At 73.4% G+C, this 24854-nt stretch carries 28 protein-coding genes; 11 read left to right on the plus strand and 17 right to left on the minus strand.

The annotated features are described in order from the left end of the window. The first annotated feature begins 154 nt into the window (after positions 1 to 154). A complete protein-coding gene (locus tag QFZ64_RS04650; RefSeq protein WP_307062601.1) occupies positions 155 to 1126 on the plus strand; it encodes an RNA ligase family protein in 972 nt (323 codons plus the stop codon). Between the two features lie 121 nt (positions 1127 to 1247). On the opposite strand, the gene QFZ64_RS04655 is transcribed toward QFZ64_RS04650, so the two are convergent. The 3 genes from QFZ64_RS04655 to QFZ64_RS04665 all read right to left on the minus strand — a co-directional run bounded on the left by QFZ64_RS04655 (position 1248) and on the right by QFZ64_RS04665 (position 3807). Continuing rightward, positions 1248 to 1619: a DUF6479 family protein gene (locus QFZ64_RS04655; protein WP_307062603.1), complete on the minus strand. Its 372-nt coding sequence runs from the start codon at positions 1617 to 1619 to the stop codon at positions 1248 to 1250. Positions 1620 to 1740: 121 nt separating this feature from the next. Beyond that, positions 1741 to 3093, minus strand: coding sequence for an MFS transporter (locus QFZ64_RS04660; RefSeq protein ID WP_373430549.1), 1353 nt, complete (start codon positions 3091 to 3093; stop codon positions 1741 to 1743). Positions 3094 to 3189: 96 nt separating this feature from the next. Then, positions 3190 to 3807, minus strand: a complete 618-nt coding sequence (locus QFZ64_RS04665) for a LysE/ArgO family amino acid transporter (RefSeq protein ID WP_307062607.1) — start codon at positions 3805 to 3807, stop codon at positions 3190 to 3192. A gap of 177 nt (positions 3808 to 3984) precedes the next feature. Between QFZ64_RS04665 and QFZ64_RS04670 the strand changes: the two genes are divergently transcribed. Together QFZ64_RS04670 and QFZ64_RS04675 are read left to right on the plus strand one after the other, a co-directional pair. Further along, a complete protein-coding gene (locus QFZ64_RS04670) occupies positions 3985 to 4902 on the plus strand; it encodes a LysR family transcriptional regulator ArgP (RefSeq protein WP_307062609.1) in 918 nt (305 codons plus the stop codon). 99 nt (positions 4903 to 5001) lie between these two features. Next, a complete protein-coding gene (locus QFZ64_RS04675; RefSeq protein WP_307062611.1) occupies positions 5002 to 5673 on the plus strand; it encodes an AIM24 family protein in 672 nt (223 codons plus the stop codon). A 99-nt stretch (positions 5674 to 5772) separates the two neighbouring features. Here the strand turns inward: QFZ64_RS04675 and QFZ64_RS04680 are convergent, their stop codons facing one another. Together QFZ64_RS04680 and QFZ64_RS04685 are read right to left on the minus strand one after the other, a co-directional pair. Further along, the gene (locus QFZ64_RS04680; RefSeq protein WP_373430722.1) at positions 5773 to 6858 is read right to left on the minus strand and encodes a polyprenyl synthetase family protein; all 1086 of its coding nucleotides are present in this window, start codon (positions 6856 to 6858) and stop codon (positions 5773 to 5775) included. Positions 6859 to 7160: 302 nt separating this feature from the next. Further along, a complete protein-coding gene (locus QFZ64_RS04685) occupies positions 7161 to 8234 on the minus strand; it encodes a tetratricopeptide repeat protein (protein ID WP_307071572.1) in 1074 nt (357 codons plus the stop codon). Positions 8235 to 8519: 285 nt separating this feature from the next. On the opposite strand from QFZ64_RS04685, the gene QFZ64_RS04690 reads away from it, so the two are divergent. Then, complete coding sequence (locus QFZ64_RS04690) at positions 8520 to 9152, plus strand: alpha-ketoglutarate-dependent dioxygenase AlkB (RefSeq protein ID WP_307062615.1); 633 nt, start codon at positions 8520 to 8522, stop codon at positions 9150 to 9152. 20 nt (positions 9153 to 9172) lie between these two features. Here the strand turns inward: QFZ64_RS04690 and QFZ64_RS04695 are convergent, their stop codons facing one another. The 6 genes from QFZ64_RS04695 to QFZ64_RS04720 all read right to left on the minus strand — a co-directional run bounded on the left by QFZ64_RS04695 (position 9173) and on the right by QFZ64_RS04720 (position 15063). After that, on the minus strand, positions 9173 to 9760 hold the full coding sequence (locus tag QFZ64_RS04695) for a TetR family transcriptional regulator (protein WP_307062618.1): 588 nt from the start codon (positions 9758 to 9760) through the stop codon (positions 9173 to 9175). Positions 9761 to 9765: 5 nt separating this feature from the next. After that, a complete protein-coding gene (locus tag QFZ64_RS04700) occupies positions 9766 to 11205 on the minus strand; it encodes an MFS transporter (RefSeq protein WP_307071574.1) in 1440 nt (479 codons plus the stop codon). Positions 11206 to 11478: 273 nt separating this feature from the next. Further along, complete coding sequence (locus tag QFZ64_RS04705; protein ID WP_307062620.1) at positions 11479 to 12705, minus strand: FAD-dependent monooxygenase; 1227 nt, start codon at positions 12703 to 12705, stop codon at positions 11479 to 11481. 182 nt (positions 12706 to 12887) lie between these two features. Further along, a complete protein-coding gene (locus QFZ64_RS04710) occupies positions 12888 to 13586 on the minus strand; it encodes a ribonuclease H (protein WP_307062622.1) in 699 nt (232 codons plus the stop codon). 63 nt (positions 13587 to 13649) lie between these two features. Further along, the gene (locus QFZ64_RS04715; RefSeq protein WP_307062624.1) at positions 13650 to 14453 is read right to left on the minus strand and encodes a VOC family protein; all 804 of its coding nucleotides are present in this window, start codon (positions 14451 to 14453) and stop codon (positions 13650 to 13652) included. A gap of 127 nt (positions 14454 to 14580) precedes the next feature. Continuing rightward, complete coding sequence (locus QFZ64_RS04720; RefSeq protein WP_307062626.1) at positions 14581 to 15063, minus strand: VOC family protein; 483 nt, start codon at positions 15061 to 15063, stop codon at positions 14581 to 14583. A 242-nt stretch (positions 15064 to 15305) separates the two neighbouring features. Here QFZ64_RS04720 and QFZ64_RS04725 point away from each other — a divergent pair, with 242 nt between their 5' ends. Together QFZ64_RS04725 and QFZ64_RS04730 are read left to right on the plus strand one after the other, a co-directional pair. Further along, the gene (locus tag QFZ64_RS04725) at positions 15306 to 15944 is read left to right on the plus strand and encodes an ATP-dependent Clp protease proteolytic subunit (protein ID WP_307062628.1); all 639 of its coding nucleotides are present in this window, start codon (positions 15306 to 15308) and stop codon (positions 15942 to 15944) included. Positions 15945 to 15946: 2 nt separating this feature from the next. Then, a complete protein-coding gene (locus QFZ64_RS04730; protein ID WP_307062630.1) occupies positions 15947 to 16549 on the plus strand; it encodes a ClpP family protease in 603 nt (200 codons plus the stop codon). A gap of 60 nt (positions 16550 to 16609) precedes the next feature. Here the strand turns inward: QFZ64_RS04730 and QFZ64_RS04735 are convergent, their stop codons facing one another. Next, on the minus strand, positions 16610 to 17014 hold the full coding sequence (locus QFZ64_RS04735; protein ID WP_307062633.1) for a helix-turn-helix domain-containing protein: 405 nt from the start codon (positions 17012 to 17014) through the stop codon (positions 16610 to 16612). 326 nt (positions 17015 to 17340) lie between these two features. On the opposite strand from QFZ64_RS04735, the gene QFZ64_RS04740 reads away from it, so the two are divergent. Continuing rightward, positions 17341 to 18231, plus strand: coding sequence for an RNA polymerase sigma factor SigF (locus QFZ64_RS04740; protein WP_307071575.1), 891 nt, complete (start codon positions 17341 to 17343; stop codon positions 18229 to 18231). Positions 18232 to 18447: 216 nt separating this feature from the next. Here QFZ64_RS04740 and QFZ64_RS04745 read toward each other — a convergent pair whose 3' ends face one another. The 4 genes from QFZ64_RS04745 to QFZ64_RS04760 form a co-directional block, all read right to left on the minus strand. Next, on the minus strand, positions 18448 to 19053 hold the full coding sequence (locus QFZ64_RS04745; RefSeq protein WP_307062635.1) for a dihydrofolate reductase family protein: 606 nt from the start codon (positions 19051 to 19053) through the stop codon (positions 18448 to 18450). Positions 19054 to 19166: 113 nt separating this feature from the next. Continuing rightward, positions 19167 to 19607 carry a response regulator gene (locus QFZ64_RS04750; protein ID WP_307062637.1) on the minus strand — a complete coding sequence of 147 codons (441 nt, stop codon included), beginning with the start codon at positions 19605 to 19607 and terminating at the stop codon, positions 19167 to 19169. Continuing rightward, positions 19604 to 20842 (minus strand): PP2C family protein-serine/threonine phosphatase, encoded by a 1239-nt coding sequence (locus QFZ64_RS04755; protein ID WP_307062639.1) that lies wholly within the window; start codon positions 20840 to 20842, stop codon positions 19604 to 19606. Before QFZ64_RS04755 ends, QFZ64_RS04750 begins: the two co-directional genes overlap by 4 nt. 78 nt (positions 20843 to 20920) lie before the next feature. Next, the gene (locus QFZ64_RS04760) at positions 20921 to 21373 is read right to left on the minus strand and encodes an ATP-binding protein (protein ID WP_307062641.1); all 453 of its coding nucleotides are present in this window, start codon (positions 21371 to 21373) and stop codon (positions 20921 to 20923) included. Positions 21374 to 21621: 248 nt separating this feature from the next. Between QFZ64_RS04760 and QFZ64_RS04765 the strand changes: the two genes are divergently transcribed. The 4 genes from QFZ64_RS04765 to QFZ64_RS04780 all read left to right on the plus strand — a co-directional run bounded on the left by QFZ64_RS04765 (position 21622) and on the right by QFZ64_RS04780 (position 24082). Then, the gene (locus QFZ64_RS04765) at positions 21622 to 21768 is read left to right on the plus strand and encodes a hypothetical protein (protein ID WP_307062643.1); all 147 of its coding nucleotides are present in this window, start codon (positions 21622 to 21624) and stop codon (positions 21766 to 21768) included. Next, positions 21765 to 22352, plus strand: coding sequence for a PRC-barrel domain-containing protein (locus QFZ64_RS04770; RefSeq protein WP_307062645.1), 588 nt, complete (start codon positions 21765 to 21767; stop codon positions 22350 to 22352). Before QFZ64_RS04765 ends, QFZ64_RS04770 begins: the two co-directional genes overlap by 4 nt. After that, complete coding sequence (locus tag QFZ64_RS04775; protein WP_307062646.1) at positions 22349 to 22765, plus strand: PRC-barrel domain-containing protein; 417 nt, start codon at positions 22349 to 22351, stop codon at positions 22763 to 22765. The genes QFZ64_RS04770 and QFZ64_RS04775 overlap by 4 nt, the downstream gene beginning before the upstream one ends. A 72-nt stretch (positions 22766 to 22837) precedes the next feature. Beyond that, the gene (locus QFZ64_RS04780) at positions 22838 to 24082 is read left to right on the plus strand and encodes a streptophobe family protein (RefSeq protein WP_307062648.1); all 1245 of its coding nucleotides are present in this window, start codon (positions 22838 to 22840) and stop codon (positions 24080 to 24082) included. Positions 24083 to 24252: 170 nt separating this feature from the next. Here the strand turns inward: QFZ64_RS04780 and QFZ64_RS04785 are convergent, their stop codons facing one another. Next, positions 24253 to 24663: a hypothetical protein gene (locus QFZ64_RS04785; protein WP_307062650.1), complete on the minus strand. Its 411-nt coding sequence runs from the start codon at positions 24661 to 24663 to the stop codon at positions 24253 to 24255. Between the last annotated feature and the right edge of the window lie 191 nt (positions 24664 to 24854).

A 24854-nucleotide genomic window follows, 5' to 3' on the forward strand; every position in this document is an offset into this window, starting at 1 on the left:
CGCCGATCACCGCTGCCCGCCGTCGTCCGCGGCTGACTGCCGCTGACTGCCGGGTGCGCGTTCACGGGCCCGGCAGGGCGGGACGCGTGCGCCGATCGGGGGGTTCGGGCGGTCCGGGGGCGTGGCGGCGGGCGCGGGTGTCGACACCTGTGCCGTGGACCTGCCGCTGATCGCCCCGATGCTCGCCACTCCCGGCTCCCTGCCGCCCGCCCCGCAGGACGCGCGGTGGGCGTACGAGACGAAACAGGACGGCCAGCGGGTCGTGCTCTATCTCCCCGGCGACGGCCGGATCGAGCTGCGGGCCCGCTCGGGGCAGATCGTCACCGGCGCCTATCCGGAGCTGTCGCCGCTGGGCGCGGCGCTCGGCGACACCCCCGCCGTGCTCGACGGGGAGGTGGTGGTGCTGGACGAACAGGGGCGCGGCGACTTCCAGTTGCTGCAGTCGCGGATGGGGCTGGCGCACTCGCCGGCGCTCGCGGCCGGGCGGGCGGCGCGAACGCCCGCGCACCTGGTGCTGTTCGACGTGATGCACCTGGACGGCGAGTCGCTGACGGGTCTGTCCTACGTGCGGCGGCGCGCCCGGCTGGAGGAACTGGAGCTGTCCGGGCCGCACTGGTCGACGCCGGCCGCGCTGGTGGGCCACGGGGAGCGGGCACTGACCGCGACCCGGGAGAACGGGCTGGAGGGGCTGGTGTGCAAGCGGCTCGACTCGGTGTACGAGCCCGGGGTCCGGTCACGGGCCTGGATCAAGCTGCGCCACCTGCGGGTGGTGGACGTGATCGTCGGCGGGTGGCTGCCCGGGCGTGGCCGGCTGACGGGGCTGCCGGGGGCGGTACTGGTGGGTCAGTGGGACGGGGCGGGGCGGCTGCGGTACGTGGGCAGTGTGGGGACGGGATGGAGCGAGGCGGAACGGCGGGAGTTGGCGGAGCTGATGGCGGCGGGCGCCTCGCGGGCATGTCCGTTCGAGCCGGTTCCGCGGGTGGCGGGAGCGCGCTGGGTGGTGCCGGGGGTGGTGGGAGAGGTGCGGTACGGGGAGCGGACGCGGGCGGGGATGCTGCGACAGCCCGCGTGGCTGCGGTTGCGGCCCGACCTGACTCCCGAGGAGTCGGCGGCGCGGCTGCCGTGACGGCGGGGTTCCGTCCCCGCCGCCCTTGCCCTTCCCCTCCCTTCAAGGGGCTCCGGCGCGGGGCTTCGCCCCGTTCCGCGCGGTTCCCCGCGCCCCTTTTGTCGGTGGCGCGGCGAGCCGCTCACACGTGGCCCAGGCCTCCGCTGCCGAAGGAGCCGCTCGATCCCGGGTCCCACCGGCGTCGGTGCTGATCGTCCGCGTGCCTCGTCGCGGCGTGGTGCATGTCGTGCGGAAGGATGCGCTCCTCGCCGTCCTCCGCGTGGTGGACCTCGTCCGCCTCCCTCATCTCGCTCTCCTCCCGGATGGCCCCGCCGTCCGGGAGATGTGGTTGTTCGTCCGGCCGAGGTGGTCCCGGTTCCCGGGTGCGCACCGTGATGCCGAAGGTGACGGCCCAGACCAGCAGGCCCGCGATGACAAGACCGCCGATGAACGCGCCGACGAGATTGAGCGTGTGGCTCGATGCGGCCAGCAGAAGCATGGTGTCCGTACTCATACATTGACCGTACTCCGGTACAAAACGGAATTCGAGGGGATGAACTCCGCCTCCCCGGGCCCTGTCGCAGGCCCTGTCGTGGGCCCGGACCAGTCGGGCCCGGACCGTCAGACGCGGACCGTCAGACGCGGTGGTTGCGCAGCGCCGGTGTCACCGACGCCAGTACCAGCGTCGCCGCGACGACCAGCAGCCCGCCGCCCGCGACGGCCGCACGGGCGCCGAAGAGGGAGCCGCCCGTGCCGTGCAGGACGTCGGCCAGGCGGGGACCGCCCGCCACGACCACCGTGAAGACGCCCTGCATACGCCCGCGCATCTCGTCCGTGACCGCGGAGAGCAGGATGGCGCCGCGGAAGACCATGGAGACCATGTCGGCGACGCCGGCCGCGGCGAGGAAGACCACCGCGATCCACAGGTTGCCGCTGAGCCCGAAGCCGGTGACGGCCGCACCCCAGGCCGCGACCGCGACGAGCACCATGAGGCCGTGCCGGCGGGCCCGGGAGAACGTGCCGGACAGCAGGCCGCCGAGCACCGCGCCGACGGGAATGGCCGCGAAGAGCAGGCCCAGCGCGAGGCCCTCCCCGTAACCGCCGTACGTCTCCGCGGCGAGCTGCGGGAACAGCGCGCGGGGCATGCCGAAGACCATGGCGATGATGTCGGCGAGGAAGGACAGCAGCAGGACCTTGTGGAGCGAGATGTACCGGAAGCCCTCCGCTATCGCGCCCAGGCCGGCCCGCCCGGCGGCGGTCGCGGCGGCGGTCAGCGGGGGCAGCGCGGGGAGCCGCACGACCGCCCACACGGTGACGCACAGGGCGAGCGCGTCGATGAGGTACAGCTCCGAGAGGCCGATCACCGGGATGAGCACGCCGGCCAGCAGCGGGCCGACCACGAGGCCCGTCTGCATCACGGTGGAGCCCAGCGCGTTGGCCGCGGGGAGTTCGTCCCCGGGCACCAGCCGGGCGATGGAGGCGTTGCGGGCCGGGGAGTTGAGACCGAAGAAGGCCTGCTGGAGGGCGAGCAGCGCCATCAGTACGGCCACCGAGTCCAGGCCGGTGACCGCCTGCGCCCAGAACAGCACGGAGGTGACCGCGATCCCCGAGTTGGTGAGCAGCAGCAGCTTGCGGCGGTCCATGCTGTCGGCGATCGCGCCGCCCCACAGGGCGAAGACGACCAGCGGGAGCAGTCCGGCGAGACTGGCGTAGCCGACCCAGGCGGAGGAGCCGGTGATGTCGTAGATCTGCTTGGGCACGGCCACGGCGGTGAGCTGGCTGCCTACCGCCGTGACGATCGTGGAGGACCACAGTCGGCGGAACGCGGGGTGGCGCAGCGGCCGGGTGTCCATGGTGAAGCGGCGCCACCCCCGGCGGGCGCCGCCGGCGTCCGGGAAGGCGGCGGGCGGGGAGGTGGTGCCGGGGCCGGGAGCCTGCGCGAGGCCGCCGTTCTCCGGTTCTGCCGTACTGCTCTCGCTGGTGTCCACGGAACCCCTGGATGCTCGGTACATCTTTTTGGTCAGGGTTCACTATCGCTCATCCGAACGATTCCCCCGACGGTCCGTGACCGAACGCGAGCGAGATCACGCACTGACGAGGAGCCGGGTGCCCATGGTGAGCATGGTGGCCGCGACCAGGCCGTCGAGCACCCGCCAGGCGGACGGTCGGGTCAGCAGGCGGCCGAGCGGGCGGGCCCCGAGGCCGAGGGCGGCGAACCAGCAGAGGCTGGCGAGCGCGGCGCCGAGCCCGAAGCTCCAGCGCAGGGGGCCGCGGTGGGCGGCGACCGAGCCGAGCAGGAAGACGGTGTCGAGGTAGACGTGCGGGTTGAGCCAGGTCATCGCCAGGCACGTCAGCACCGCCCGCCGCCGCGAGCGCTCCGGCGCCCCCTCCACCTTCATCGCCCCGGGGCGCACGGCACGGCGGGCGGCAAGGGCCCCGTAGCCGAGCAGGAACAGGCCGCCGACCACGCCGACGGCGGTGAGTGCGCCGGGCCGGGCGACGACGACCGCGCCCATTCCTCCGACGCCGGCGGCGATGAGCACCGCGTCCGAGAGGGAGCAGATGCCGACCACGGTCAGAACGGCCTCCCGGCGGGCTCCCTGGCGCAGGACGAAGGCGTTCTGGGCGCCGATGGCGACGATGAGGGAGAGGCCGGTGCCGAATCCGGCGGCAGCGGCGGCGAGGGCCTGCGCGTGGTTCATACGGCAGACGGTAGGGAGGATCCGATCAGCAGTACAGCTAATGATTCTTAGGTAGCTTTAGCAGATATGAAGATGAACGAGGCCGAAGCGTCGGACGGGGGACGTGGCAGGCCGGACGGGGAAGGCGGGCGACCGGGCGGGGAAGGCGGGCGACCGGGCGGGCGTGGACTGGCGGAGATGCCCCTGGACCAGGTGCGGACGCTCCTCGCGGTGGTGGACGAGGGCACGTTCGACGCGGCCGCCGCCGTTCTGCATGTGACACCCTCGGCGGTCAGCCAGCGGGTGAAGGCGTTGGAGCAGCGCACCGGCCGAGTGCTGCTCACGCGCACCAGACCGGTGCGGGCCACCGAGTCCGGCGAGGTGGTGGTGCGGTTCGCCCGGCAGCTCGCCCGGCTGGAGAACGACGCGCGCGAGGAGCTGGGCATGTCCGCCGGCGCGGAGCCGACCCGGGTGTCGGTCGCGGTGAACGCGGACTCGCTCGCCACCTGGTTCCTGCCCGCGCTCGGGCGGGTGCCCGGGGAGTTGCGGCTGAGTTACGAACTGCGCCGGGAGGACGAGAGCCACACCGCCGCGCTGCTGCGGGAGGGACGGGTGATGGCGGCGGTCACCTCGTCGCCGGACGCGGTGACGGGCTGCTCGGTACGCGCGCTGGGGAGGATGCGGTACGTGGCGGCGGCCGCGCCGGGGTTCGCGGAGCGGTGGTTCGGCGATGAGGCCCTGCGGGAGCCGCGCGGGGAGCGGAACCTGGCGGCGGCCTTCACACGCGCGCCGGTGGTGGTCTTCGACCGGCGGGACGACTTCCAGGACATGTTCGTCCGGCGGCTGGGCGGCCGGGGCGCCGGCGCCTGGCGGCACCACGTGCCGACTTCGGAGGGGTTCCTCGACTCGGTGGTCGCGGGCCTGGGGTGGGGGATGGTGCCGGTGGCGCAGGCCGGCGAGCTGCTGCGGACCGGGGCGCTGACGGAGCTGACGCCGGGGCGGCCGATGGACGTGCCGCTGTACTGGCAGCAGTGGAAGCTGGACTCCCCCGCGCTCGCGGCGGTGGCCGCGGCCGTGGTCGCGGGGGCGGCGGAGGCGCTGGGCGACGGGGGGTGAGCCGGGGACGTCGGACAGCCGGACCCCCGAGAGGAGCCGCGCGGTTCTCCGCGCCCCTCGTTGTTGGCGGAGGGACGGGTTCCGGGCCACGATGCGCACATGAAGGGTGATCTCTTTTCCAGTGACCACGTCGTACAGCCCGCCGTCGCGCCCGGGATGAGCGTGGAGAACGCCAAGTGCCTGCGGTACGTGGTGAACGGCGACATGCTCGCCCGGCAGGGCGCGATGGTGGCCTACCGCGGCAATCTGCAGTTCGAACGCAAGAGCCAGGGGGTGGGCGGCATGCTCAAGCGGGCGGTCACCGGCGAGGGGCTGCCGCTGATGACCGTGCGCGGACAGGGGGAGGCCTGGTTCGCGCACGAGGCGCAGAACTGTTTCGTCGTCGAGGTCGAACCGGGCGACCTGTTCACCGTGAACGGACGCAACGTGCTCTGCTTCGACTCGACGTTGCAGTACGAGATCAAGACCGTGAAGGGGTCGGGCATCGCGGGCGGCGGCCTGTTCAACAGCGTGTTCTCCGGGCACGGCAGACTGGGGCTGGTGTGCCAGGGCGATCCGCTGGTGATCCCGGTCTCCTCGCAGCAGCCGGTTTTCGTGGACACCGACGCGGTGGTCGGCTGGAGCGCCCATCTGACGACTTCGCTGCACCGCTCGCAGTCCGTGGGCTCGATGCTGCGCGGCGGATCGGGCGAGGTCGTGCAACTGCGCCTGGACGGCGAGGGGTTCGTGGTGGTGCGGCCCAGCGAGCAGAAGCCGCAGCAGGAGCACTGACGGCCCGCCGCCCCGGGATGCGGGCCGCGCGCGCCGGCGCGCGCGGCCGGCGCACCCGCGCCGTGGACGACGTCGGCGCGCGGGACTCCCCCACGACACTCAGACCGTCCGTTCTTCCAGGCCCTCCAGCAGACGGGTGAGCGCGGCCGCCGGTCCGGGGCGCAACGGCGCGGCGGCCAGCAGGGCGCGCGCCCGGGCGAGATGGTGGCGGCCTTCCCGCAGCGTCGTGGCCCGGCCGCCGGCCGCGGTGATCAGCTCCGCCGCCTCCTGCGTCCGTCCGGCTTCGAGGGCGGCGGCGAGTGCGGGCCCGTGCGCTGTGGCCAGCGCGGCGAGCACGGGCAGGGTCTTCTTGCGCTGCCGCAGGTCGCCGTGGACCGGCTTTCCGGTGACGTCGGGGTCACCCCAGATGCCCAGCAGGTCGTCGGCGGCCTGGAAGCCCACCCCGAGGTGACGGCCGGCCCGGTCGAGCGCCTCGACGGTCGCCTCCGGGGCACCCCCGAGCCGGGCCCCGAGGGCGAGCGCACAGCCCAGCAGGGCCCCGGTCTTGCGTTCGGCCATCGCCTCGTACTCCGCCATGCCCACGGCGTCCGGGCCGGTCCACGGCCGCCCGGCGAAGAGCAGGTCGTCGGCCTGCCCGTGGACCAGGTCACCGAGGGCCGCGGTCAGTCGGCGGACGGCTCCCGGTGTGGGGGCGAGCTCCCCGACGGCGAGGGTGAGGAGCGCGTCACCGGCGAGGACGGCGGGCCCGGTGCCGTACGCCCGCCACAGCGCGGGCCGGCCACGGCGCAGGTCGTCGCCGTCCATCACGTCGTCGTGCACCAGGGAGAACACGTGCACGAGTTCGACGGCGACGGCCGCCGGTACGCCGGCCCCGGCCCCGCCGCCGACGGCTTCGGCGGCGAGCACGGCGAGCGCCTGCCGCACCCCTTTCCCGGCCCCGGGGATCGCGTGGTCCCCGGCGCCCGCCCTCGCGGGACCGTCCTCGATCCGCGGCAGTCCCAGGGCGTACGCCCCCATGTCGGCGACCCACGGATGCAGGGACCGGACGGCGAAGGCGAGCGCGGGCGCGACCAGCGTCCGGCACCGCGCGAGTACGGCACCCGCGGTGGGCGCGGCACCGGCAGGCTCCGGCACGCCGACGGCCGTCAGGGGGGCGGCGGCCGGTGAGTCCCCCGCGCCGCGCATCTCCGCGCTGCCCTCCCACACGTCCGCCCTCCGCCCCGGGGAAGCGCCGGGCGCCGTCACCGCACCGGGCGGGGACACGTGCGTCGTGGCGTAGGCGAGGACCGGCCCGGGCCTGGCGCCCACGGACGCGGCGCCCTTCGCACCGGGCGCGGCCATCAGGCGGGGCGAGTCCGCCACGTGCCGGGCACCTTCCCGAGCCACCGGAACCGCCGTACCCGGCTCCGTACCCGGCTCCGGCGCCGTGCCATGGGCTACGTCCGGCGCCCCCGGCGCGGTGGCCGTCCCGTTCGGTGGCGTGAGCCTCATCGGGACTCCTCCGTCCGGTTCCCGGCCGGGGCCGGCGGCGGAGTGGGGGTGAGGCCCAGTTCCTCGCGTGCCCGGCGCACCGACTCCCGGCCGTGCCGCAGGCCGATCCGGTCGAGGGTCTCGGCCAGCACGTCGAGGTCCGCGGCCGTCTCGGCGGGTTCGCGGCCGAGACGGGCCAGGGACTTGACCAGCCCGAGCCGGGCCAGCGCCCTGCCACGGGGTTCGTCCATGCCGTCGAACTCCTCGAGCGCCCTCGCGTACAGCTCCCGTGACTCCGCGTAGCGCCCGGCGCGATAGAGCACGTTGCCCCGCATCTTGTGGTTGTAGGCCAGGGCGCCGAGGAGGTTCATCGCCCGGCACGAGGCCTCGGCCTCGGCGAGCAGGCCGAGCGCGCGTTCCGTGTCGCCGTCGCGCACGGAGACGATGTCGGCGAGGCCGCGCAGCGCCCAGGCGTGTCCGCGGCGGTCCTCGGCGGCGGCCGCTATCCCCGCCGCCTCTTCGAACATGGCGTAGGCGCTGTCGTAGGAGCCGGTGTTGCGGTGGATCTGCGCGATGCCTTCCAGCGCCCAGACGGTGTGCCGGGCCTCGCCCCGCCTGCGCGCCTCGGCCAGCAGCTGCTCGTGCAGGGCGGTGACCGCCTCGTAGTCGCCCTGGATACGGCCGGTCTCGGCCAGGCCGGCGAGCGAGTAGCCGCGGACGACGACGTCCCCGGCCCGTTCGCCGGAATCGGCTGCGAGCCGGAGCAGCCGCCGGGCGAGCGGCAGCGCGCCGCGCTGGCGGGCGAGAGTGCCGCCGCTCCACAGCGCCCAGGCCATCGCGGAGGTGTCGCCCGCCTCGCGGGCCGCGCGGTAGCTGGCCTTCCAGGCACGGTCGGCCTCGGCCACCTGGCCCAGCCGACGGTGCGCCTCGGCCACGGCGAGGCCGGAGCGCGCGGCCTCGCCCGGCGCTCCCGCGCGCTCGGCGGCACGCAGCTGGGCCGTGCCGGCGGTCAGGACGTCGGTGAGCGAGGAGTTCACCGACAGGGTGGTCAACTCGCCCTGATACTCCGGGGCGAAGGCCTTGCCGTACATGTGTGCCCTTCGATCGGCCGCCGACGGGGCCGTCGGCGGAGCGGTGGTCGGCGGGCGGTGAGGCTGCTCCGACATACGGGTCCTGTGCACCCTGGGCGCTCCAGGCACCACGTGGACATGTCGGATATACACGCTGTGTATACACACCATGTATAGAAAGGGGCAGCCCTCCGCCCGCTTGTCACTGATCTAGAGGGCCCGCCCCCGCCTTCGGTTGCCTGACGTCACACACCGCCCCGCCGCCCGTTCCTGCACATACGTTCGAATAGCGGGTACGCTGGAGAGATGGCCACGCATCTCCAGGGCTCCCTGTTCGACCAGACCGACGGCGACGATCTCCGGCTCGGCCCACTGGACGGGCTGCGCCGCACCCGGCTGGACGCCCGGGCCTGGATCGACCTGCTGCCGGGCTGGCTCGCCGGGGCCGACGCCCTGTTCGAACGCCTTGTCCTCGACGTCCCCTGGCGGGCCGAGCGGCGCCGGATGTACGACCAGACCGTCGACGTTCCCCGGCTGCTCCGTTTCTACGGCGCCGGCGACCCGCTCCCCCACCCGCTGCTCGCCGAGGCCCGCGACGCGCTCTCCGCGCACTACGCCGCCGAGCTGGGCGAGCCGTTCGTCACGGCGGGGCTCTGCTACTACCGGGACGGCCGGGACAGCGTCGCCTGGCACGGCGACCGGATCGGGCGGAGCGCGCACGAGGACACGATGATCGCCATCCTCTCCGTGGGCGCCCCCCGCGACCTGGCGCTGCGACCGCGCGGCGGCGGGCCCGTCCTGCGCCGCCCGCTCGGGCACGGCGACCTGATCGTGATGGGCGGTTCCTGCCAGCGGACCTGGGAGCACGCGGTCCCCAAGACCGGCCGGGCGATCGGCCCCCGCGTCAGCGTCCAGTTCCGTACGCGCGGCGTGCGCTGAGCGGCCCGGGGCCGCTCGCCTCAGCGGGGGCCGAGCTGCGCCTGTACCGCCGGGGCGTACCGGTCGGCGATCTCCTCGACGTCCGCGGCGCGCACATGGACGCCGCGGGCGATGCCGTACATCACCCCGAGCCCGAGCAGCGTGCCGACGGTCAGCTCGGCGCGGAGCCCGGCGTCCGGTCCGGTCAGCCGGGCGGCGAGCCGGTCGACGACCTGGGTGCGGAAGTTGGCGCGCAGGATGTCGCCCTGCTCGCCCTGGAGCGGGGCGAAGACGATGCGCAGCAGCGGGTCGGCGCCGCGTTCGGTCTGGCCGAGCAGCAGGTGGCGCACCATGTGCCGGCCCAGCGCGGGGACCGGCGCGTCCAGCAGGGCGTCGACGTCGGCCTCGAACGACATGACCTGGGCGAAGAGGGTGTCCTTGTTGCCGAAGTACTTGAGGATCAGCGGCGGGCTGACCCCCGCCCGGTCGGCGACCGCCTTGAGGGTGATGTCGGCGTGGGCGTGCCGGGCCAGCAGGTACCGGGCCGCCCGCAGGATCTCCGCCCGGGTGGTCCGGGCGTCCCGGCGCGCGGGCGGCGCCGACGGCGGGGCCGTCCGCGGTGTCGTCACCGGTGTCACGCTCCTTCCAGCGCCCCCTCATCGGAGGCCTTCGCCCGCACGGCCGCGCTGCCGCCCCCGACCGTGCCGTCGAGCCGGCCGACGGGCGAGCCGGGGATGGTGAGCGCGACGGCGCAGGCCACCAGGGCGACCGTACCCGCCATCGCGAACGACAGCAGATAGCCGTGCAGCGTGGGTACCGGCACGCCGCCGACAGCGCGGGTGTGGTGGACGAGCACGGCGGCGACGGCCGCGCTGCACGTGGCCTGCCCGATGGTGCGCATCAGCACGTTGACGCCGTTCGCGGAGGCCGTCTGCCCGGCCGGCACCGCCCGCAGGATCAGCGTGGGCAGGGCCGAGTAGGCGAGGGTGGTGCCGAGGGAGATCACCGCCGCCCCCGTGATGATCACCCACAGGTCGGTGCTGTCGGCGATCCGCACGACGTATCCGACGACGATGACGGCGGCGCCGAGCGCGAGCGTCACCCGGGGGCCGCGCGCGGCGGAGATGCGGGCCGACACCGGCGAGAACAGCAGCATGATCACCCCGCTGGGCAGCAGGCACAGGCCGCTGGCCACGATGGACAGCCCGAGCCCGTACCCGGTGGACTTCGGCGCCTGCACGAGCTGGGCGGTGACGAGCGAGTTGGCGTAGAAGCCGAACCCGACGAGGAGCGCGGTGAGGTGCGGCAGCGCGACCCGGGGCCGGACGGCGAGCCGCAGGTCGACCAACGGCCGTGCGGCGCGCCTCTGCTGGTACCACCACAGGCTCATCACCAGCACGGCGGCGGCGAACAGGCCGAGGACCCGCGGGCTGGTCCAGCCCCAGGTGCCGCCCTGCGACACGCCGAGGAGCAGCGCCGCCAGGCCGACGGCGAGGCCCAGCGCGCCGAGCACGTCGAAGCGGCCGGGCTCGCGCACCGGCGACTCTCGCACCGCCCACCAGGCCAGCGCGACGCCGCTCGCGCCCAGCGCGCTGGTCACCCAGAACATCACGTGCCAGTCGGCGTACTGCACGATCAGCGCGGTGAGCGGCAGGCCGAGCGCGGCGCCGATGCCGACGGTGGAGCTCATCAGCGCCACCGCCGAACCCGTGCGCTCGGGCGGCAGTTCGTCGCGCAGGATGCTGATCGACAGCGGGACGACGGCGGCGGCCGCGCCCTGCAGCGCCCGGGCCGCGATGAGGACGCCGATCGTCGAGGTCAGGGCGCACATCACAGAGCCGAGGGTCATCAGCGCGAGGGCGCAGAGGAGTACCCGCCGCTTGCCGTACATGTCGCCGGCGCGGCCCAGCACGGGGGTGAGGACCGCGCCGGACAGCAGGGTGGCGGTGACCATCCAGGAGACGGCGCCCGGGGACGAGCCGGTCAGCCGGGGCAGGTCGGGCAGCAACGGCACGACGACGGTCTGCATGACCGCCATGAGGATGCCGCCGAACGCCAGCGCCGGCACCGCCATCCGTTCCCGCAGGGCCACCCGTCCGCCGGGCTCCGGGGGGATGCCGGGGCCGGTGGGCGGGACGGATATCGGGACCACGGATGCTCCAGAGGGCCGGTGCGGCGCGCGGCGGCGGCGCACGGAAGGCGGGTGAATGGTCATTCACCTTACCGGGTGAATTGCCATTCACCCGGTCCGGGCCTGCCCTGCGGCTGGGCCTCCCCCGGCGGGTGGGCCTTCTTCCGGCGGGCGGGTCCCACACGGCGGCGGTCCCCTGCCTGCGGCGGGCCGGTCTCAGTGCGGGGTGCGGGCCGCGTGCACGGTACGGGCCAGCCGCGGGCCGAGCCAGCGCTTCAGCCGGCGCAGCGCCTCGACCTGTCCGGCCGCCCGGTCGAGGTGGTAGTAGATCTGCGGCGGCACGTACGGGAGCAGCGGGGAGTGCCGCTGGCCGAGCAGGGCGAACATGCGCTCGGGCGGCAGGTCGATGTAGCGCGTGAGGTTCTCGTACCACTGGGCGCTGTGCCGCGCGGCGCTCTGCACGTGCAGCAGTTCGCCTCGGCGTCGGCGTTCGTAGGCGGTGAGCGCGGCGGGCAGGGCGGCGGGGTCGTGGCCGGTGCCGTGCGTGTGCAGCGACTCGGCCAGGGCGCAGGCGTCCTCCAGGGCGAGGGTGGTACCGGCGCCGATGGAGTAGTGGGTGGTGTGGGCGGCGTCTCCGAGCAGGACCGTGTTGCCGCGGTGCCAGGTGCGGTTGGTGAGGGTGCGGAAGGTGAGCCACTGCGCGGAGCCGTCGGGCTGGGCGCGGCCCAGGAGCGGGTGGCCGTCGAGCACGTCGGCGAACAGCTTCTCCAGGACGGCCCGGCCGTCGGCCTCGGTCGCCCGGTCCAGACCGAGCCCGGTCCAGGTCCGCGGGGCGCACTCGACGACGAAGGTGCTCCGGTCGGTGTCGTAGGCGTACCCGTAGCACCAGATCCAGCCGTGGTCGGTCTCGACGAAGGCGAAGGTGAAGGAGTCGAAGACCTTGGTGGTGCCGAGCCAGAGGTAGCGGTTGCGGCCGTGGGTGAGGGCGCTGCCGTAGTGGTCGGGGTGGCGGGCGCGGACGGCGCTGTGGACGCCGTCGCCCGCGACGACGAGGTCGGCCTCGGGGAGCGGGCCCTCGGCGGGGACCTCGTCCTCGTACGTGATGGCGACGCCGAGGGCGGTGGCGCGGGCGGCGAGGAGGTCGAGGAGGCGGTGGCGGCCGATGCCGAAGCCCTCGTCACCGTGGTGGACGGTGGTGCGGCCGCGGAGGTGGGCACAGCCGTCGGTCCAGCGGACGGAGTGGGTGCGCAGGTGGTCGGCGGATTCGGGGTCGTGGGTGCGGAGGCGGGCGAGGAGGGGCGCCCAGTAGGTGACGCCCCAGCCATAGGTGGAGCCGGCGGGGTCGCGTTCGTGGACGGTGAGGTCGTGGGACGGGTCCTGGAGTTTCATCAGGATCGCGAAGTAGAGGTTCGCGGGGCCGCCGCCGATGCACGTGATCTTCACGCGGGTCCTTCTGGGGTTGCGGTACGGGTGCGATCGGTTGCGGAGCGTAGCAGCCAGAGGGTGCCTTATGACTGCTTTCGCCCCCGCCGCCCTTACCCTTCCCGTCCCGGGGACTCCGCCCCCGGTCCCCCCGAAAGACTGCGCGGTTCCCCGCGGCCCCTACGCCGGGCGCAGACCCCGGCTCACGGCGCCGTGCGGCATTCCGGGTGGCCCCAGCCCTGGTCGTTCTTGGCGATCTGTTCGCCCGCGCCGTAGGAGCGGCCGCACACGCAGCGGCCGGCGAACTTCGCCTTGATCGTGCGGGCCGCGGTCCCCCGGGAAGCCGTCCGCTTCCGGGCGCCCGCGCCCGTGCCCCCACCCGCACTCGCCGCCCGCGCCGCCACCGGCGCGGAGGACGGCGCCGGCTCGGGCGAACCCAGTTCGCTGCCCGCCGGTTCCTGTACGACCGCCGCCTGGCTCGCCGCCCGGTCGGCGAAGTCGTTGAGGCGGTCGCCGTCCACCTGGTGCGCGGGCACGTACCGGAACTCGACCTCGCGGCCGGCCAGCAGCGCGTCGATGCGCTGGACCAGCTCCTGGTTGGCGACCGGTTTGCCCGCCGCCGTCTTCCAGCCCTTGCGCTTCCAGCCCGGCAGCCACTTGGTGACCGCGTTCATCGCGTACTGGGAGTCCATCCGGATCTCCAGCGGGACCCCCGGGTCCACCGCCGACAACAGCCGCTCCAGGGCGGTCAGTTCGGCGACGTTGTTGGTCGCCTTCCCCAGCGGTCCGGCTTCCCAGCGGGCCGGTACCTCGGCGTCGTCGGCGACGACCCAGGCCCATCCCGCGGGTCCGGGGTTTCCCTTCGACGCCCCGTCACAGGCGGCCACCACACGTTCCAGCATGCCCCGATCATGCCACGCCCGGCCGGCCGCTCCGAACGGCCGGCCACTGCCTCGCGGACGCCCCTACGACACGTCCGACAGCTTGGGCATGTCCCCCTCGCGCTTGGCCGGATCGAGCACGGTGAACGCCGCCCCCTGCGGGTCGCTCAGCGCGGCGAACCGGCCGAACGGGCTGTTCATCGGGCCGAAGCGGAGCACGCCTCCCCGGTCGGTGGCGCGGCGGACGGCCTCGTCGCAGTCGTCCACCACGAAGTACACGTTGATGTACGAGGGAACCTCCGGCGGGAAGTCGTCGGTCATCCGCATCCGGCCGAGCACGGGTTCGCCGCCCTCCTGGTTGCGGAAGACCACGAAGTCGACGTCGCTCTCCTCCATCCGCTGGGTGCGGTAGGGGAAGACCGCGGTGAAGAACGCGTCGGACTTCTCCGGTTCGCGGGTGAAGACCTCGGCCCAGCAGTACGCCCCCGGCACGCCGCTGGCCTCGAACCCCTCGTGGGTGCCGCCCTGCCAGACGCCGAAGACCGCGCCGCTCGGCTCGCGGGCGAGCGCCATGGTGCCGAAGTCGCCGACCCGCATCGGCTCGAGGAGCACCTCGCCGCCGTTGTCCCGGATCCGGCCGACGGTCGCCTCCGCGTCGGACGAGGCCAGGTACAGGCACCAGGCGGAGTGCCCCTCCTGCCCCGGCATGGGCGGTACGACGGCCGCCGCCGCCTTGCCGTCCGCGAACGCCTGCGTGTAGTTGCCGTACTCGCTGGACGCCTCCCCGAACGTCCAGCCGAGCACGTCGCCGTAGAAGCTCTTCGCCCCCTCCAGCTCGCTGAACATCGCGTCCGCCCAGATGGGCGTTCCCTCGGGTGGTGCTGTCATGTCGATCGGCCTTCCCGGTTCACGGGGGACGGGTCTCGCCCTTCTCACTATTCACGCTAGTCACGGTCGGTGCGGGCCGCCCCCCGAGCGGCCCGCACCGGGTCTCGCGGGCCCCGGACGACAGGGCCTACTCCCCCGCGTACGCCTTCTCCAGCGACGCGATGTCCAGTTTGTGCATCTTGAGCATCGCCTGCACGGCCCGGTTCGCCTTCTCCTGGTCCGGGTCGGAGTACATCTGCAGCAGCCGACGCGGGACGACCTGCCAGGAGACACCGAACCGGTCCTTGAGCCAGCCGCAGGGGCCCGGCTCCCCGCCGCCCTCGGTGAGCCGGTTCCAGTAGTGGTCGACCTCCTCCTGGTCGTCGCACATGATCTGGAAGGAGACCGCCTCGCTGAAGGTGAACTGCGGGCCGCCGTTGAGCGCCACGAACTCCTGGCCGTTGGCCGTGAACTCCACGGTCATGGCGGAGCCGGTCTCGCCGGGTGTGTTCTCGGGGTACCTGAGCGTGCGGCCGAGCCGGGAGTTCTTGAACACCGACACGTAGAAGTCGGCCGCCTCCTCCGCCCGGCCGTCGAACCACAGGCATGTGATGAATCCGTCGCCGGCCATGGGTTTCCTCCTCGGGTAACGCGCCGTCGCGCTTCGGTCCGCCCCGTGCTCGTCGTGCACGGGAACCGTCACCCCCTACGACCGATCCTGACCCGGAAACTCATCGGCGGCCCGCCGGGCGGATCCGGCCGCGGGCACCGCTCTGCCCGTGGCGAATCTGCCGACGGCCGAGAACACGGCCGCGAGGGCCCCGCGCGGCCGACAGTGAAGGCGGTACGAGCACACCGACCCGAGGAGGACCCATGGCTCCACCGCTCACGCTCCCGCCCCGCGCCGGGGAGGGCGAGACCCCGCCGAACCGCTTCGACGACCAGCTCGCCGCGCAGCTCCTCAACCAGCGGATCGTGTTCCTCGGCACGCAGGTCGACGAGGTCTCCGCCAACCGGATCTGCGCGCAGCTCCTGCTGCTGTCCGCGGAGGACCCGCGCACCGACATCGGCCTGTACATCAACAGCCCGGGCGGTTCCGTCACGGCCGGGCTCGCGATCTACGACACCATGCGGCTGATCCCCAACGACGTCTCGACGCTGGTGATGGGCTTCGCGGCCAGCATGGGGCAGTTCCTGCTGACGGTCGGCGCGGCCGGCAAGCGGCTGGCGCTGCCGAACGCGCGGATCATGATGCACCAGCCGTCAGCCGGTATCGGGGGGACCACCGCGGACATCGAGATCCAGGCGGAGAACCTGGAGTTCACCAAGAAGGCCATCGAGCGGATCACCGCCGAGCACACCGGGCAGAGCGAGGAGACCATCTCCCGCGACGGCGACCGGGACCGCTGGTTCACCGCCGAGCAGGCCCGGGAGTACGGAATCGTGGACCGGGTGGTGGAGTCGCTCGCCGACGTCCGCCCGGCCGCCTCGCGCCGGAAAATGGGGTTGTGAACATGAGTTCGTACACGGTGCCGTACGTCGTCGAGCGGACCGCGCAGGGCGAGCGGTCGTACGACGTCTTCAGCCGGCTGCTCAGCGAGCGGATCGTCTTCCTGGGCACGGAGATCGACGACGGGGTCGCCAATGTGGTGATCGCGCAGCTCCTGCACCTGGAGTCCGCCAACCCGGAGCAGGAGATCTCGATCTACCTCAACTCCCCCGGCGGCTCCTTCACCTCCCTCATGGCGATCTACGACACGATGACGTTCGTGCGGGCGCCGATCTCCACGTTCTGCGTCGGGCAGGCGGCCTCGACGGCGGCGGTGCTGCTGGCGGGCGGCGACCCCGGGCGGCGGTTCGTCCTCGAACACGCGCGGGTGCTGCTCGGGCAGCCGGCCTCGGGAGGAACACAGGGCACGGTCTCGGACCTCGCCGTGCGGGCCAAGGAGATGGTGCGGATCCGCTCCCAGGTGGAGGAGGTGCTCTCCCGGCACACCCACCACGACGCGGCGACACTGCGGGCGGACATGGACCGGGACAAGGTCTTCACCGCCGAGGAGGCCGTCGCCTACGGACTGGCCGACGAGGTGCTGAGCCGCAGGCTCGCACTCGCCTGAGAGAACCCGGCGCCGCCCCCGTCCGCAGCACGTCGGGACGGGGGCGGCGCCGTGCGGTGCTCAGGCCGCCAGGCAGAGGCCGTCGTACGAGGCGGCCGGCGCCGCGGACCGACCGGTGGGCCGGGGGCGGGAGTACCGGACGAGTTCGTCCCGGGTCAGGGAGAGAAGGTCACCGAGGCCGAGGCCGAGGGCCCGGGCGGCCGCCGCGAGAACCTCGGAGGAGGCCTCCTTGCGGCCGCGCTCCAGCTCGGACAGGTACGGCATCGAGATGCGGGCCGCCTCGGCCACGTCCTTCAGCGTGCGGTCCTGGGCGAGCCGTTCGCGCCGCAGCGCCTCACCGACGAGATCCCGCCACAGCGGCTCACGGGCGGCGGGCGCCGGGGGGCGGGCCGGGGCGGGTCCGGAGACCGGACGGAGGGGAACGACACGGACCTGGTGGGAGGCACGAGGCTTCTTGGGCTGCATCCTCCCAGCCTAGGGACGCCCGGCCACGGGGGAAGACGGCGGCGTTCCGCCCTGCGAGAAGTCTCCGGAAGCGGGCCCGGTCGCGGGTTCGGGAGGGGCCCGGGCGTGCGTCCGGGTGCGGATCCGGGACGGTCAAAACGAGCGGCAACGCCCCGCACCGGGCTCTTTCCCGGGGGGTGCTGCGTACAGTGGGCAGGGCCGGACGGCACACACGGGAAATTTTTCGAGTGGGTGACATGCCCGGCGCGATCCCGGGTAACTGCGGGACACGGCGCTTTGGACGCCCGATCAGAGCTGAAAAGTTGAGTTCCGTGGGAGAGGTAGTAATGGACACCACCATGAGCCGGACGACGGTCGCCGAGAGCACGACCGGCACCGCGACTGGTGAGGACCCGCTGCCCACCGTCGTCGACCCGCGTGCGGTGGCCCCCCGTGACGCACGGGAGTTGTCCCGCCAGTTCTTCCAGCGCCTCAGCGTGCTGGAGGAAGGTACGCACGAGTACCAGTACGCGCGCAACACGCTGATCGAGATGAACATGTCGCTCGTGCGGTTCGCGGCGGGGCGCTTCCGCAACCGCGGTGACGACATGGAGGACATCGTCCAGGTCGGCATGATCGGCCTGATCAAGGCGATCGACCGGTTCGAGATCTCCCGCGAGGTGGAGTTCACCTCCTTCGCGCTCCCCTACATCGTGGGAGAGATCAAGCGTTTCTTCCGCGACACGACGTGGGCCGTGCACGTGCCTCGCCGGTTGCAGGAGGCGCGCGTGGAGCTGGCCAAGGCGCGCGAGGAGCTGTCCAGTCGGCTGGACCGCGACCCGACCGTCGCCGAGCTGGCCACGCTGATGAACCTGCCCGAGAAGGACGTCGTCGAGGCCCAGATCGCGTCCAACGGCTACAACTCCTCGTCGCTGGACGCCGCCCTCTCCGGTGAGGACCAGGACGGCGAGGCCGTGCTGGCGGACTTCATCGGCTCGGAGGACGAGGCGATGAGCCTCGTCGAGGACTTCCACACACTGGCCCCGCTCGTCGCGGAGCTGAGCGAGCGCGACCGTCAGATCATCCACATGCGGTTCGTCGAGGAGGCCACGCAGGCCGACATCGGCGCGCAGCTCGGCTGCTCGCAGATGCACGTCTCGCGGCTGATCAAGCGGATCATCGATCAGCTCCGCACCGGCATGCTGGCCGACGTGGACCGGGTCGAGTCCACCCGCTGACACACCCCTCACGGACAGTCGGTCCCGCCGAAGCACCCGGAACCCGCGGACGGTGCCGGTCCCTCACCTCGGTGAGGGACCGGCACCGTCCGCGTTCCCGTGTGCGGCCACCGTCGACCCCCGTCCGGCGGTGACCGCGTACGCGACCGTCCGCGGCGACTGCCGTACCCAGGCGCTGTCGCACTCAGGCGCAGTCGTACTGCGTAGCCGTCGTGCTCAGTAGCTGTCGTAGGTGGGAGCACCCGTCGGCCGGTAGACGCCGACGACGGTGCCGCCCTTCGTCGCCGAGACGTGGACCGGTTCCAGCGCGGTGGGGATCGCCCCGTCGGCGAACAGCCGCTTTCCGGAGCCGAGGATCACCGGGTGGACGGTGAGCCGGTACTCGTCGACGAGGCCGTGACGCATGAGGGTCTGGGCGAGGTCCCCGCTGCCGACGACGCTGATGTCACCGCCCTCGGACGCCTTCAGCGCGCGCACGGCGTCGACGGTGTCGCCCTGGAGCAGCGTGGAGTTCTGCCAGTCGAGGGACGTCAGGGTCCGGGACGCCACGTACTTGCTCATGCCGTTCATCCGGGCGGTGAACGGATTGCCGGGGTCGGCGGAGGGCCAGTACGAGGCGAAGATGTCGTACGTCCTGCGGCCGAGCAGCATGCCGTCGAAGTCCTCGTACCAGCCGGCGACGGCCGCGCCGACCTCGTCGTCGTCGGTCGGTTTCTGCCAGCCGCCGTGCGTGAAGCCGCTTTCGGGGTCCTCGTCCGGACCGCCCGGCGCCTGCATGACGCCGTCCAGGGTGAGGAAGGTGCAGACGATGATCCTGCGCATGGTGCGCTCCCTTCGTCGTGTCGTGTCGAGAGGGTGGACCGCGCTGCCGCCGGAAACTCATCGGCGGATCCCGCGCGACCGCGCACGACCGGGACTGTTCCGGCCGACGGGCGTCAGGTGCGCGGCAGTTTGACCACCGACACGAAGAACTCGTCGATCTGCCGTACGGCGGCGATGAACTGGTTGAGGTCGACCGGTTTGGTGACGTAGGCGTTGGCGTGCAGCCGGTAGCTGCGCAGGATGTCCTCCTCGGCGGAGGAGGTGGTGAGGACCACCACGGGGATGTGGGCGAGCGCCTCGTCGGACTTGATCCGCTGGAGCACCTGTCGGCCGTCGTACTTGGGCAGGTTGAGGTCGAGCAGGACGAGGTCGGGGCGGGGCGCGTCGGTGTAGGGGCCGGCCCGGTAGAGGAAGTCGAGGGCTTCCTGGCCGTCCCGGACCACGTGCAGGGTGTTGTTGATCTTGTTGTCCTCGAACGCCTCGCGCGTCATCAGCTCGTCGCCGGGATCGTCCTCGACGAGCAGGACCTGAATGGGCTCGACGGGTGCGGTCACGGAGGTGCTCCTTCGGTGCTTGTCGCCAGGTGCAGGACGGCCACGTCGTCGGCGAGACCGCCGCACTCGACAGTACGGGACACGACCTCCTCGACGACGGCGTCCACGAAGCCCTGGCCGCGCAGCCCCGCGTGGGAGCGGGCGACGGCCAGCAGTCCGTCCTCGCCGAGCCGCCGGCCGGGGGCGACGACGCCCTCGAAGAGGCCGTCGGTGAACAGCGTCACCGCCTCTATGTCCGCGGCGGGGCGCACCGCCTCGGGCCAGTGGGCGTCGCCGGGGACCACGCCGAGCGCGGGCCCCGCGTCCGGTTCGTAGAGCTCCGTGCCGAGGGAGGTGCGGACCAGCAGCCCGGGGTGGCCCGCGCGGACGGTGTGCAGCCGGCCTCGGTCCGGGTCGAGCCGCAGCAGGGTCACCGTGGCGAAGAGGTACTCCTCGCCCCGTTCGGCACGCAGGATCTCCTCCAGCAGCCGGACCAGTGCGACGCCGACGCAGCCGGTGAGCACGGCGGCCCGCCAGGCCACGCGCAGGCACACCCCGAGGGCGGCCTCGGTGGCGCCGTGCCCGGAGACGTCGCCGATGACGGCGTGCAGGGTGCCGTCGGTGGTTTCCACGACGTCGAAGAAGTCCCCGCCCAGCAGCGCGTGGTCGCGGCCCGGTGTGTAGCGGGAGAAGACGTGCAGGAAGCCGGAGCGGAGCAGCGGGACGGGCAGCAGTCCGCGCTCCAGCCGGGCGTTCTCGCGGGCGAGCAGCCGGCCCGCCTGGACCTCGGCGGCGGAGCGTTCGACCTGTTTGCGCTGCAGGGCGTAGCGGACGGCCCGGCCGAGGGCCTCCGGGGTGAGCCCGTCCTTGGCGAGGAAGTCCTGGGCGCCCGCGGCGACCGCGGCGAGCCCGGCCTCCTTCTCGGCGAGCCCGGTGAGCACCACGACGGCGGCGTCCGGCCGTTCCTCACGCACCAGCCGTACGGCGTCCAGGCCCTGGGTGTCCGGCAGGTGCAGGTCGAGCAGGACGCAGACGGACGACGGGCCGCGCCGTTCCAGGAAGACCCGTGCCTCGGCGAGGGTCTTGCGCCAGGTGACGTCCATCGACAGACCGCTGTCGGCGAGCGTCTCGCGCACCAGCAGGGCGTCCCCGGCGTCGTCCTCGACCAGCAGCAGGACGGCCGCGGGGTCCAGGACCCACCCGGCATCCGCCGTACCCACCCGCGACCCGCCGTGCGGCGGCGGACGCTCCGCCACGCTCACTCCCTCGGAAGGCCGGTGTCTTGTGTCGACATGTCGCGTCGATGGCGTGAGCATACGTGTCGGGCCGTCGGGTCAACGGCGCAGTGCGACGACGGCTCTGACGCACTTTCCGACGGGTACCAGTTCCGCGGTGACCCGGTCCGCGACGGCGTGCACGATCTCCAGTCCGTGCCTGCCCACGCGTGCGGGGTCCCGGGGGAAGCGGCGGGGCAGGGCCGCGCTGCTGTCGTAGACCGCGACGGTCACCGCGGCGTCGGTGCCCTCCAGTTCGAGGATGTACGGACCGTGGCTGTGCCGGTCCGCGTTGGTGACGAGCTCACTCACCACCAGGAGCAGATCGCCGACCGCCCGGGTGTCGACCGGTGCGCACCATTCGGAGCGGAGCTGTCGCAGGAACTGCTCCGTGAAGGACCGGGCCTCGGCGACGGAGCCCGGCTCACCCGAATAATGCGCGGCCCGTCGCAGCGGCTCGACGGGCATGTCGAAGTCAGTCGGTATCACCGCTCCGTCCAGATACTGGGTCATTCTGTTCTCTCTCGCCGGGCCGTTCGCCTGCGGCCCACCCGCGTCCACGGGCGCCGCACGGGTGCTCGTACCCCGCGATCGTCCCGGCAGTCCCACCGAAGCCGCCGAGCCTGTCACGGCCCGGCCGGCGCCCGCAGCGGTGCGGTGTGGGTGGACGAGCGGGCGGCGCTTCACCGGGCCGGGGCGGGGCAGACGGACACTGACGCGTCCGGCCGACGGGGCCGGGCCGGGGCAGGGGAAGGTGCGCGATGGTCCTGTGGGTGTGGCTGGTCGTCGCGGTCGTGGCCGTGGCGGTGCTCTTCGGGCTCGTCCTGTGGCTGCAGGCGAGCCGGCGGTCGGGGACCGTCATCACGGTGCGGCGCGGCGGCCGGAGCGGGAGGTGGGGCGTGCGATGAGCGCACTGGTGGAGGCGGCCCGGCTGTCCGGGCGTCCGGTGGTCACGCTGGGCGGGGACGTGGTCGCGCAGGTGAAGGACACGGTCTTCGACGGCCCGGCGGGACGGGTCACGGGCTTCACGCTCAGCGGCCGGGGTCTGCTGGCGGGGCCGCTGCGGCAGAGCCTGCCCTGGACGGCGGTGCACGCGCTGGGTCCGCACGCGGTGATGATCCGCGGCCGTGAGGTGCTCGCCGAACCGGCCGCGGTGGTGGCGCGCAAGGAGGCGGCGCGAGGCCGGGTGCTGGGCGCCAGGGTCCTCACGGACACCGGTGCGGAGGTCGGTGTGGTGCTGGACGTGGTGGTCGAGGGCGGGATCAGCGGCCGGGTCGCCGGGTTCCTGGTCTCCGCGCGCGACGCGGTGGTGCCGGGGTCGCGGCGGCGCCGGCGCAAGGTGTACCTGCCGCGCGGTGAGACCCTCGCGGTGTCCGGGCGGGCCCTGGTGATCCCGGGCGACGCGACCCGTTTCGTCGCGGACGATCTGACGGAGTTCGCGGACCAGGTGGCGGCGTACCGGGTGCGTGACGGCAAGGAGGTCCTGCCATGACGCTGTACTCCCACACGGTGGGGCTGCCGGTGGTCACCCTCGGCGAGGCGGCGGAACTGGGGACCGTCGTGGCGTTCGAGATCGACGTGGCGCGGGGCCGGATCACGGGCGTACGGGTCTCCGGGCGCCGTCGCCGGACGACGGCACTGCCGTGGGAGGCGCTGCACGCGGTGGGGTCGGACGCGGTACTGGTGCGCTCGGCGGCGGAGGGCGAGGCGCGCAAGGGAGCGGTGCCGAAGGCGGTCGGCCTGAGGGTTCTCTCGGAGGACGGCGAGGAGCGGGGCACGGTGACGGACCTCGCGTTCGACGCGGCGGACGGCCGCCTGGAGAAGCTCCTGACCGACCTGGGCGAGATCCCGGCAGGCGCGGTACGGGCCCGGGGCGACTACGCGTGGGTGGTGAGGGCGGTGTGATCCCGCGCCCGGACCCGCACCCTCGGGAAAGGCCGACGCGCGCCACCCCGGCCGTGCGCATAACGTGACACCGTGCACACCCTCCGTCCCTGGCTGCACGCCCTCTTTGCCGTCCTCGCCGGCTTCCTGACCATGGCCGGCACCGCCGCTCTCGGCCTGGCCGCGGCCGGCGCGACCGACCTGCCCGCCGGGGGCTACCCGCGCGTCGTCCTGGCCACCGTGGTCGCCGCCCTCGGCGGCACCGTCACGCTCGACGGCCACGCCGGCGACCTCGCCGGCTCCCGCGCCGGTCTCACCCTGATCCCCCTGTCGGTCTCCCTCGCCGGCGCCCTCGTCCTGGCCGGTGCCTTCCGGCACCGCGCCCCCGGGACGCACCCCGGCGCGTACGCCGCCCGCATCGGCGTCCTCTGGCTCCCCGCCGTGCTCGCCGTGTCCCTCACCGCCCACCACACCTTCCGGATCCCCCTCGGCGAAGGCACGCTCGGCGACCTGGGCGACATCCTCGGGCTCTCCCCCGAGATCGGCTTCACCACGGACGTGCCGACGACCGTGCTCCTCGGCCTGCTCTGGCCCGCCGGCGTTCTCGCCCTCACCGCCGTGGCCTCCCGTACGGTGCCGCTTCCGCGTCTGCTCGAAGGGGCGCGCCCGGTGGCGTACGCCATGGTGGGGCTGTTGCTCGGGTGCGTCGCGGTCGGCGCCGTGATCGCGCTGGTGGTGGCCGGTACCCGCGGCCATCCGGTCCGAACCCTCGCGGTCGTCCTGCTGGGGCTGCCGAACGTGGTGTGGCCGGTCTTCACTCTCGGCCTCGGCGCGGTCTGGGACGGCAGGGTGGACGGACCGTTCGGACTGCCGATGCCGCACCTTCTCGACGAGGTGCTGCGCACCCGCGACGTATCCACCCTGGACCTGGGCACTCTGGCCCGGCACGACGGGCGGGCGTGGTGGCTGGCCGTGGTGGACGCCGTCCTGGTGCTGTCCGCCGCGTATGTGGCCGCCCTCCGCTCCCCCGCCCGGCTTCCGTTGTGGCGGCACGGGGTGCGCACGGGGGTCGCCCTGGCCCTGACGGTCCTGGGCGTCTGCGCGACGACCCGGATCTCCGCGCACTACGGACTGTCACTGATCGGCGTCGGCGATCTCGGCGGCGGACTCTCCGGTGTGCTGTTCCTGCGCCCGCGCCTGTGGTCGGCGGTCGGTACGGCGCTGGCCTGGGGACTGGTGGCCGGGCTGTTGGGCGGCCTGGCGGCCCGCCGGTGGCCGCCGCCGGTACGCGGGCGCGGGACCCCGCTCCCGCCGCGGGAGCGCGGCACAAGCCGGTGAACACGAGGTCAGGGCCGGTCCGCGCCGGTGCGGTCAGGACCGGTCCGGGTCGGTCCGCGTGGGTCCGCGGGTCGGTCCGCGCGGGTCCGGTCGAGTCGGGTCGCTCCGGTCGTGTCGGACCCGGTCGGGCTCGGACCCGGTGCGGTCCGGATCGGCCGGTCCCGGTACGGTCAGGCCGCCGGGGTCGACAGCGCGGAGGCGAAGCGCTGGATGCGCAGGGCGTCGACGGACTCGGCCATCAGCTCGTACTCGGTGGTGTCGTCACTGGTGGCGATCCGGACGAGGCGTCCGGCGGCCAGTTCGTCGGCGGCCAGTTCCTGCTGGCCGTCGTCGCCGCACCAGCCGCGCAGCAGGGTCGGGACGTCGGGGACGGTCTCGCCGACCGGGGCGATGGCGTTCGGCGGATAGAGGGGGCTGTCGGGGTGCGGGTCGAGTCGTTCGGCGATCCATAACGCCCGGTCGCGCATCCACCACAGCGCCAGCGCCAGGGTCGGGGCGCGATAGGTGCCGAGGGGCACACCGACCCGTTGGCCGCCGCAGATGCCGTAGGCGGTCACATGGCACAGGAATTCGTCGTGCACGTTCGTTCCCCCAGTGCGGCGCTCACTGCCGGGCCAGGCCCGTCGTTCCGGAATTCGCTCGCTGTGCACCTGGGCGGGCCGACGGTGAAATGCCGCAGCGCGTTCCGATCGTCGCCGCATTGCCCTGTGTTCGAGTATCGCCACTCCTGACTCACTGTCACCATGCGGATTCAGCCAGTCTCTTGACATAT

Origin of the sequence: Streptomyces sp. B3I8 (genome assembly GCF_030816915.1) — a bacterium.
Taxonomy (GTDB): domain Bacteria; phylum Actinomycetota; class Actinomycetes; order Streptomycetales; family Streptomycetaceae; genus Streptomyces.